The sequence below is a fragment of the Bradyrhizobium manausense genome (assembly GCF_001440035.1).
Lineage (GTDB): Bacteria > Pseudomonadota > Alphaproteobacteria > Rhizobiales > Xanthobacteraceae > Bradyrhizobium > Bradyrhizobium manausense.
The window spans coordinates 13,155-21,521 of sequence record NZ_LJYG01000040.1 but is presented as its reverse complement, the minus strand read 5'-3'; the positions used below and the strand labels follow the sequence as shown (position 1 = coordinate 21,521).

The 8,367-nt window shown below is 64.3% G+C and carries 7 protein-coding genes and 1 pseudogene; 3 read left to right on the top strand and 5 right to left on the bottom strand.

Annotation, left to right across the window (positions count from 1 at the left end; all coding sequences use genetic code 11):
• On the bottom strand, positions 1 to 841 hold an 841-nt coding region (locus AOQ71_RS08220), incomplete at its 3' end, for a patatin-like phospholipase family protein (RefSeq protein ID WP_162268335.1).
• Between the two features lie 233 nt (positions 842 to 1,074).
• Between AOQ71_RS08220 and AOQ71_RS08215 the strand changes: the two genes are divergently transcribed.
• Together AOQ71_RS08215 and AOQ71_RS08210 are read left to right on the top strand one after the other, a co-directional pair.
• Positions 1,075 to 2,160 (top strand): hypothetical protein, encoded by a 1,086-nt coding sequence (locus AOQ71_RS08215; protein WP_057744273.1) that lies wholly within the window; start codon positions 1,075 to 1,077, stop codon positions 2,158 to 2,160.
• Positions 2,161 to 2,488: 328 nt separating this feature from the next.
• Positions 2,489 to 2,719, top strand: coding sequence for a hypothetical protein (locus AOQ71_RS08210; protein WP_245316800.1), 231 nt, complete (start codon positions 2,489 to 2,491; stop codon positions 2,717 to 2,719).
• A gap of 959 nt (positions 2,720 to 3,678) precedes the next feature.
• Here the strand turns inward: AOQ71_RS08210 and AOQ71_RS08200 are convergent.
• From AOQ71_RS08200 to thrS, 4 genes and pseudogenes are all read right to left on the bottom strand, one after another.
• Complete coding sequence (locus tag AOQ71_RS08200; RefSeq protein WP_057744270.1) at positions 3,679 to 4,947, bottom strand: serine hydrolase domain-containing protein; 1,269 nt, start codon at positions 4,945 to 4,947, stop codon at positions 3,679 to 3,681.
• A 62-nt stretch (positions 4,948 to 5,009) separates the two neighbouring features.
• Positions 5,010 to 5,221 (bottom strand): annotated as a pseudogene (locus AOQ71_RS47465) (nitroreductase family protein); the annotation flags it as partial.
• A 1-nt stretch (position 5,222) separates the two neighbouring features.
• The coding region (locus tag AOQ71_RS47460; RefSeq protein ID WP_245316799.1) for a nitroreductase family protein at positions 5,223 to 5,573 on the bottom strand (351 nt) is incomplete at its 3' end.
• Between the two features lie 93 nt (positions 5,574 to 5,666).
• Positions 5,667 to 7,709, bottom strand: a complete 2,043-nt coding sequence (gene thrS, locus AOQ71_RS08190; RefSeq protein ID WP_057744264.1) for a threonine--tRNA ligase — start codon at positions 7,707 to 7,709, stop codon at positions 5,667 to 5,669.
• Positions 7,710 to 7,894: 185 nt separating this feature from the next.
• Between thrS and AOQ71_RS47455 the strand changes: the two genes are divergently transcribed.
• On the top strand, positions 7,895 to 8,367 hold a 473-nt coding region (locus AOQ71_RS47455), incomplete at its 3' end, for an MFS transporter (protein ID WP_245316798.1).

Genomic DNA, 8,367 nt, shown 5'->3' with positions numbered 1-8,367 from the left:
GCCGCGCCCGGGTGATGCGGTCCTGCATGATGTTGAAGGCATCGATCATGACCGACGAGATGCCTGGACGGCCGGCAGTGCCGAAAAACTCGCGCTTGACGGTTCTCTCCGCCGAGAAGATGCGCGGAAAACGCCGCTTGGCGGGGGTCTCTTCAGCGACAGGGCTGGCGACAGGCACGGGCATCGCCCCATGCGCATGGATCGTCGTCGAATGGGTGAAGATGTCGGTGGACAGATTGACCGCGATGACGATTTCGGCACCGAGCGCCCGCGCCGCTGACACCGGCACCGGGTTCACCAGCGCGCCGTCCACCAGCCAGCGATCGCCGACCATCACGGGCGCGAAGATGCCGGGCAACGCATACGAGGCGCGCATCGCCTCGACCAGGCGGCCGCGTGTCAGCCAGATCTCATGGCCGGTCCGGACCTCGGTCGCGACCGAGGCATATTTCATCGGCAGGTCCTCGATCAGGGTTTGGCCGATCGATTGCTCCAGCCGGCTTGCAAGCTTCTCGCCGCCGATCAGACCCGAGCCGTTGAGGCGGATGTCGAGATAGCCGAGGATGTTGCGCACGCCCTGCAGGCTGCGGGCCCAGTCTTCCAGCGCGTCGAGCCGGTCGGCCGCATAGGCGCCGCCGACCGCGGCGCCGATCGAGGTGCCGACCACGACATCGGGCACGATGCCGTTGGCCAGCAGCGTTCTCATGATACCGATATGGGCAAAACCGCGCGCCGCGCCGCCGCCGAGGGCAAGACCAATAACGGGCCGGCGGATACTGCCGAGACCGACTTTCTCGCCATTTGCGCCGTTCACACCCCGACCTCTCAACATATCCAGCACCGAAACTCTCCTACTCCGGGCCTTCCTCACTCCAGAGTAGGCGCCGCGCTTCCGCTTCGCCAGAAACAGGGCAAAGCATGGTTTATAGCGTTCGGGACGCAGGGGGCAGGAGTGTGGCGAGAGCCCGTTGCCTGAGATCTAATCACGCAGGCGTCAACCGGGTTCCACAGAACCGTAATCCATGGGATTTCAGAGGCTTGAATTTGCCGCGTTTTCGGTGAAAAGCAGGAAGCATGACTCCAGGGGGTGACGGCATCATCAGATGGCGGCGCGGCGGCAGGCTGCTGCCGGCGCTTGTCTTTGCCGCATCCGTGGCCGCGTGCCTCGTTACCTCGGGCCAAAACGCTGCGCGGGCGCAGCTTTTCTCCGATCGTCCGCCGCCAGTGCCGCCAGCCTCGGTGCCCGATCCCGGCGGCGCCGTCAGCCTCGCCCCGCCGTCCGGTCCCGGCGCCGGTCCCCCGAGCCTGCCGCCGACCCTGACCCAGCCGAATACGCCGAGCATGCCGCCACCGGCGGTGTCGACCGTGCCGCCGTCCGCGCCGCTCAGCGCGGCCGTGCCGGGCCAGGGTGTGCTGTCGCTGACCGCGAGATACGGCAAGGATTCTCCGGCGATCAACGGCGGCCTGGTCTGGCGCGTCTTTTCCGACCGTCCCGACGAGAACGGCACCTTCAGGCTGATCAAGGAGGACCGCAGCGCCACCCCCAGCATCGTGCTGCCGCCCGGCAATTACGTCGTGCACGTCGCCTTCGGCCTCGTCAGCGCGGTGCGCACCGTCAGCCTGAAGGCCGAGACGGACCGCGAGTCCTTCGTGCTGCCGGCCGGGGGCCTGCGCATCGAGGGCCGCGTCGGCACCAGCCGCATTCCGCAGAACCAGATCTCGTTTGCGATCTACAAGGGCAGCCAGTTCGAATCCGGCGAGCGCGCCGCGTTGGTGCCGAACGTCGCCGCCGGCGACGTCGTGCTGATCCCGGAAGGCACCTACTACATCATCTCCAACTACGGCGACGCCAATTCGGTGGTGCGCTCGGACATCCGCGTCCAGACCGGCAAGCTCACCGACGTCACCATCACCCACCGCGCAGCCGTGATCACGCTCAAGCTCGTCAGCGACAAGGGCGGCGAGGCGCTCGCCAACACCGCCTGGTCGGTGCTGACGCCCGGCGGCGACGTCATCAAGGAATCAATCGGCGCCTTCCCGCGCGTCGTGCTCTCCGAAGGCGAATACCGCGCCATCGCCAAGAACGAGGGCAAGGTCTACGAGCGCGGCTTCAACGTCGTCAACGGCGTCGACGGCGAGGTCGAGGTCGTGGCGCGGTAGTTGCGGCCTCCGCAACATCGCACCGCGCTTCTCATCCAGCGCATCTCCAGACGCGAGACGGACCTAACATTTGTTGCGAACGTCCGGTGAGCGTTTGCTTACTGGACATTCCTCACTGTGTTTCGCTTTGCATACCGCTGTAAGCGCTACCAAGCTCCGTCGAAGGACTTGGAAACACCGGCGGCATCGGCTTATTCCAGCCTCACCGCGACGTCGTCACACCTTTGCAAGATACGCATTTCCGATAATCAATTTCATTCGCTTTCCGTCCTGCTGGGTTATATGTCGGGCATCCGTCCAATGGGGACGCCGGCGCGGGTAGGTTTGCGTGGCCGGCAAGGAGCAGGGGACCAAGCGCGTCGGCATGTTCGAAGTGATCCTCACCAGGCGCAAACGGCTCGGTTGGCGGTGGCAGGTCTGCGACCAGTCCGGCAAGGTTTTTGCCGGTGGCTTCGAGCGCACGCGTCCGTCAGCCAAATATCACGGCGAGCGCGCCCTATTTTTCCTGTTGTCGCAGGCCTATTTGCGCAATCGCTCGGCGGCCTCGAGCGAGGATTAGGGGCCCGATCTTGTAGGGTGGGTTAGCCCCGTAGATACGCGAAGCGTATCTAGAGGGCGTAACCCACCACTTTCGTCTCCGCGGGACGCAGAAGAGGTGGGTTACGCCCTGCGATTACGCTTCGCGCAATCGCAGGGCTAACCACCCTACCGCATTTACAATCTCTTGCGTTGCCTGGCGGGCAAAACACCCAAGGCGTGGGGCAATATCTGCAGGCAAAAATATTCCCCTTTACCGAAATTCGGAAATGGCGTATGTATCGCGCAACCCGGCCCATGGAAGAGGGGCGTATCGCGATCGTCACGACGCGGGCCGGACGGCGGTGGGCGCAGGCCACATCGGCGCGATCGGGCTTTGCAGGGCGGGCAACCGTGAGCGAGGCCATCGCGCAAACGACCGGTGTGATTGCCGCGTACGGCAAAATCGTGTGGTCCTGGCGCCCGGAGCCTGTGCGCCAAGTCTCGTGGTGATGCGTGTGACCCGACCGGGTCCTTGCATCAGCCATCTGCGAGACGACGGGGGCAATAGTGCATCGCTCCCCGGGGAGATCACGACATAAGCCGTTCCAACCACTGCGCAGGGAAGGCCGGATGTTTCGGCTTCACCTGTATGCCGCTGTGCAGCCTCTTGTAGCGCAGACTATCGCACAGTGGACCGCGGGTGCCGGTCGGGCACCCGGTCTTCCCTGCGCCCTCTTTCATTTGAGGGTGAGGCGACAAGCACAACTCGGGCGAGATGAGCCGCGAGGATGCGAAAGTGTGTCTGCGATGAAGATACAAATTGATGAAGCGACCATGTATCCGCACGCGCCGTCATTGCGAGCGCAGCGAAGCAATCCAGAATCCCTCCGCGGAAAGACTCTGGATTGCTTCGCTGCGCTCGCAATGACGATGTGGAGAGAGTTTCGCACCAAACTTCGATCGCGTGCCCATGGAAGCCGGAAGTTCGGTAAGCGCGCCTCACGGGCGGCTTAGCTCGGGAGGAAAGCTGCCATAGACCAGTTCCTTGAAGGCGGGCGTGATGCGGCCGCGTTCGTTCTGGGTCTGCTGCATCAGGAGGTAGACCATATCGAGCTTGGGATCGACGCCGAAATAGGTGCCGCTGCCCGAGTCCCATTTCAATTCGCCGATCGAGCCCGCCGGCGGCGGCTTGGCGTTGCCGGGGTCGGTTCGGACCGCAAGGCCGTAGCCATAACCGAAGCCATCGCCGGGGAAATAGAAATAGTCGCGTTCCACGCCGGAGCCGGGCCCGATCTGATCACTCGTCATGGCCTTGAAGGCGGCCGGGCTGAGGCAGCGCTTGCCGCCGAGCTCGCCGCCGTTGAGCAGCATTTGCGCGAAGCGTTGATAGTCAGTGATGGTCGAGAGCAGGCCGCCGCCGCCGGATTGCCATTCCGGATGGTCGAGACGTTCGCGCTCGCCATCGAGCAGGATCTGGTCGCTCGGCAGCGGTCGGGCCAACCGCTCGATCTCGTCTTGTGTCGACAGCAGGAATTTGGTGCTGGTCATGCCGAGCGGATCGAAGATGCGCTGCTTCAGCGCATCGTACAGCGTCTGCCCGGTGATGATCTCGATGACGGCCCCGAGCACGTCGGTCGAATGACCGTAGCGCCACAGCGTCCCCGGTTGGCGCGCCAGCGGCAGCCGGGCGATACGGTCGGCGAATTCCCGGTTGTTGAAGGGGCCTTCGAAGATATGCGCTGCCTTGTAGGCGAGCTCGACCCATCTGCCGCCGATATAATCGTAGGTGATGCCCGAGGTGTGCCGCATCAAATCCCTGATGGTCACCGCATGGACCGGCGGCACCACCTCGAGCGCCATCGAGCCATCGGGCTTGGTGATTTCCATTCCCACCTTGGTGGCAGCGAAGAGCGGGATGTATTTCGACACGGGATCGGTGAGCGCCAGCTTGCCCTCGTCGATCAGCATCATTGCCGCCAGGCTGGTGATCGGCTTGGTCATCGAATGGACAGCGAAGATCGTGTCCGGCGTCATCGACAGCCGGGTCCTGACGTCGCGCACGCCGAACATCTTGAAATAGACAGGCTTGCCGTGCTGCTGGATCAGCACGATCGCGCCCGCCAAGCGGCCGCTGGTCACCTCGTTTTCGAAGAATGCGGTGATGCCTCGCAGCCTGTCGGGCGCGGGAGCGGGGACGTCGCCAGCGCGGCTCTGCGCCATCGTGCCGGCCAGCATCGCGGCCCCGACCAGAAATTCACGACGCTTCATCCGGGCTTCCTCCCTCGCCGGGAGCAAGCCGCAAGACATCAGGGGCGTCAATAAAACTCCGATTAGAAACGGGTCACGATTTCGGAAAGGACCGGGCGCGGGCGATCCTCGCTCGGCTTGGTCGGTTTGCCGATATGCACGAGGCCTGCGAGTTTCTCGTCCGCCTTGAGGCCGAGTCCGTCAAGCACGTCGCGATCGAAGGCGAACCAGCCGGTCAGCCAGGCCGCGCCGTAGCCAAGCGCGGTGGCGGCCGTGACGATGTTCATGGCGCTGGNGCCCGCCGACAGCTCCTGCTCCCACGCCGGCACCTTGGGATGCGGCTTGGTGAAGCTGACGATCCCGATCACCAGCGGCGCATCGGTCAGGCGCTTGCGTTCGGTCTCGATATCGGCTGCGGGGGCGCCGGGATTCTTGCGGGCGAAGACTCTTGCGATCACCTCGCCGGCGCGCTGACGCGCATCGCCCTCGAAAATGATGAAGCGCCAGGGCGTGAGCTTGCCGTGATCAGGCACGCGCGCGCCGATCGTGAGAATGGTCTCGAGCTCGGCCGGCGAGGGGCCGGGGCCGGTCATCTCGCGCGGCTTGACCGAGCGACGGGTTTTCAGGAGTTCGATGGCATCAGGCATTGCGATGGCCTCTTCGGATGGACGACGGGCGTGCCATGCCGAGATAGACATGCACGCCCGCAACCGAAAGCGATTTTAGACCGATTTCAACGATCAGACCGCGCCGCGCGCCCGCCGGACGTCAGGCGGGGTGGCCTCGTCGACGAGGGCGGCGATTGCCTCCTCCGTCGTCATCACCTTCTGGCCGTCGCTGCCAAGCCGGCGGACCGAGACCGAATGCGTCTCGGCCTCCTTCTTGCCGACCACGAGCAGCGCCGGAATCTTGGCCAGCGAATGCTCGCGGACCTTGTAGTTGATCTTTTCGTTGCGCAGGTCGATCTCGACCCGCAACCCCGCGCGTCGCGCCTGCTCCAGCACCACCTTGGCGTATTCATCGCCTTCCGAGGTGATGGTGGTGACGACGGCCTGCACCGGCGAGAGCCAGAGCGGGAAGTTGCCGGCATAGTGCTCGATCAGAATGCCGATATAGCGCTCCATCGAGCCGCAGATTGCGCGGTGCACCATGACAGGCGGTTTCTTGCCGCCGTCATGGTCGATGTAGAACGCACCGAACCGTTCCGGCAGGTTGAAGTCGACCTGCGTGGTACCGCACTGCCAGTCGCGGCCGATGGCGTCGCGCAGCACGTACTCGAACTTCGGCCCGTAGAAGGCGCCTTCGCCCGGGTTGATCTCGGTCTTGATGTGGTTGTTCTGCGCCTGGATCTCGCGCAGCACCGTCGCCATCACGCGCTCGGCGTGATCCCACATCGCATCCGTGCCGACGCGCTTTTCCGGCCGCGTCGACAGCTTGACCGTGAGATCGCCGGTGAAGCCGAAATCGGCATAGGTCGACAGGATCAGATCGTTGATCTTCAGGCATTCCTCGGCGAGCTGGTCCTCGGTGCAGAAGATGTGCGCATCGTCCTGGGTGAAGCCGCGCACGCGCATCAGCCCGTGCATGGCGCCGGACGGCTCATAGCGATGCACCACGCCGAACTCGGCGAGGCGCAAGGGCAGGTCGCGGTAGCTCTTCAGGCCATGCTTGAAGATCTGGACGTGGCCGGGGCAGTTCATCGGCTTCAGCGCGAACCAGCGCTTGTCCTCGGCCTCGTCGCCGGCCGACTGCGCCGCGAACATGTTCTCGCGGTACCAGCCCCAATGGCCAGAGGTCTCCCACAGCACCTTGTCGAGGATCTGCGGCGCGTTGACCTCGCTGTAATCGCCGGTCAGGCGGCGGCGCATATAGGCGATCAGCTGCTGGAAAATCGTCCAGCCCTTGGGGTGCCAGAACACGACGCCGGGACCTTCCTCCTGGAAATGGAAGAGGTCGAGCTCGCGTCCGAGCTTGCGATGGTCGCGCTTCTCGGCTTCCTCGATCTGCTTGAGATAAGCGTCGAGGTCCTCCTGCTTGGCGAAGGCCGTGCCATAGATGCGGGTCAGCATCGGGTTGTTGCTGTCGCCGCGCCAATAGGCGCCGGCCACCTTCATCAGCTTGAAGGCGCCTCCGACCTTGCCGGTCGAGGTCATGTGCGGGCCGCGGCAGAGATCGAACCAGTCGCCCTGGTAGTAGATCTTGATCGGCTCGTTGCCGGGAATGGCGTCGACCAGCTCGACCTTGAAGGCCTCGCCCTTGTCGCGGAACACCTGCTTGGTTTTCTCGCGATCCCAAACCTCTTTCGTGAAAGGCTTGTCGCGCGCGATGATCTCGCGCATCTTTTTCTCGATCGCGGCAAAGTCTTCCGGCGTGAACGGCTCATTGCGGAAGAAGTCGTAATAGAAGCCGTTCTCGATCACGGGGCCGATGGTCACCTGCGTGCCCGGCCACAGCGTCTGCACGGCTTCAGCGAGCACGTGGGCGCAGTCGTGGCGGATCAGCTCCAGCGCCTCCGGCTCGTCGCGCGAGATCAGCCTGAGCTTGGCATCGGCCTCGATGGGGTCGTTGAGATCGGCGAGCACGCCGTCGAGCATCATCGCCACGGTGCGCTTGGCGAGCGAGGGCGAGATGCCCTTGGCGATGTCGAGGCCGGTGATGCTCTTGTCATATTGGCGCTGGGCGCCGTCGGGGAAGGTGAGGGTGACTTTGGCTGCGGGGGACACGGGCTTCAGATTGCTGAGGGAATATTGGAAGCCGGATTCGGATTTGGGCTGGTCGGACATTGCTTTTCTCCTGAGGCTCACTCCTGCGAACGAGCGCAGGTAAGCGGGAACGAGCGATATAACAGGCGATTCGGCCCGTGCAATCCGGCATTTCCAAGAAAGTGGCGCGCAAAAGCGGAGGCGGCGCGTCAACTATTTCGAGCCGCGCCCTTTAACGGGCCGCCAGCCGCTCTACATGCAGCTGCATGGAAACTCCCCGCGCCGGCCGTTTTACGGCAACCGCCCTGATGCTTGGCAATCTCGTGACCGGCTGCTCGGTGCTGGCTCCTGCGGGGATGCTGCCGGAGATGTCGACCGGGCTCGGCATCAGCATCCACGCCGCCGGGCTGCTGATCACTTATGGTGCGATCACGCTGTGCATCGGCTCGCCGCTGACGGCGTGGCTGACCAGCCGCATCGAACGGCGGATGCTGCTCACGACCACGCTTGCGGTGCTGGCCCTTGGCAATCTCGCCTCGGCCTTTGCACCCGACTACACGAGCCTCCTCCTCATCCGCCTGGTGATGCTCGCCGTCGGCGCGCTGTACACGCCGCAGGCCGCTGGCACGGCGGCGCTGATCGTGCCGGCGGAGCGGCGTGGCAGCACGATCGCCTATCTCTTCCTCGGCTGGTCGCTTGCGGCCGCCGTCGGCCTGCCGCTGATCACCTTCATCGCCAG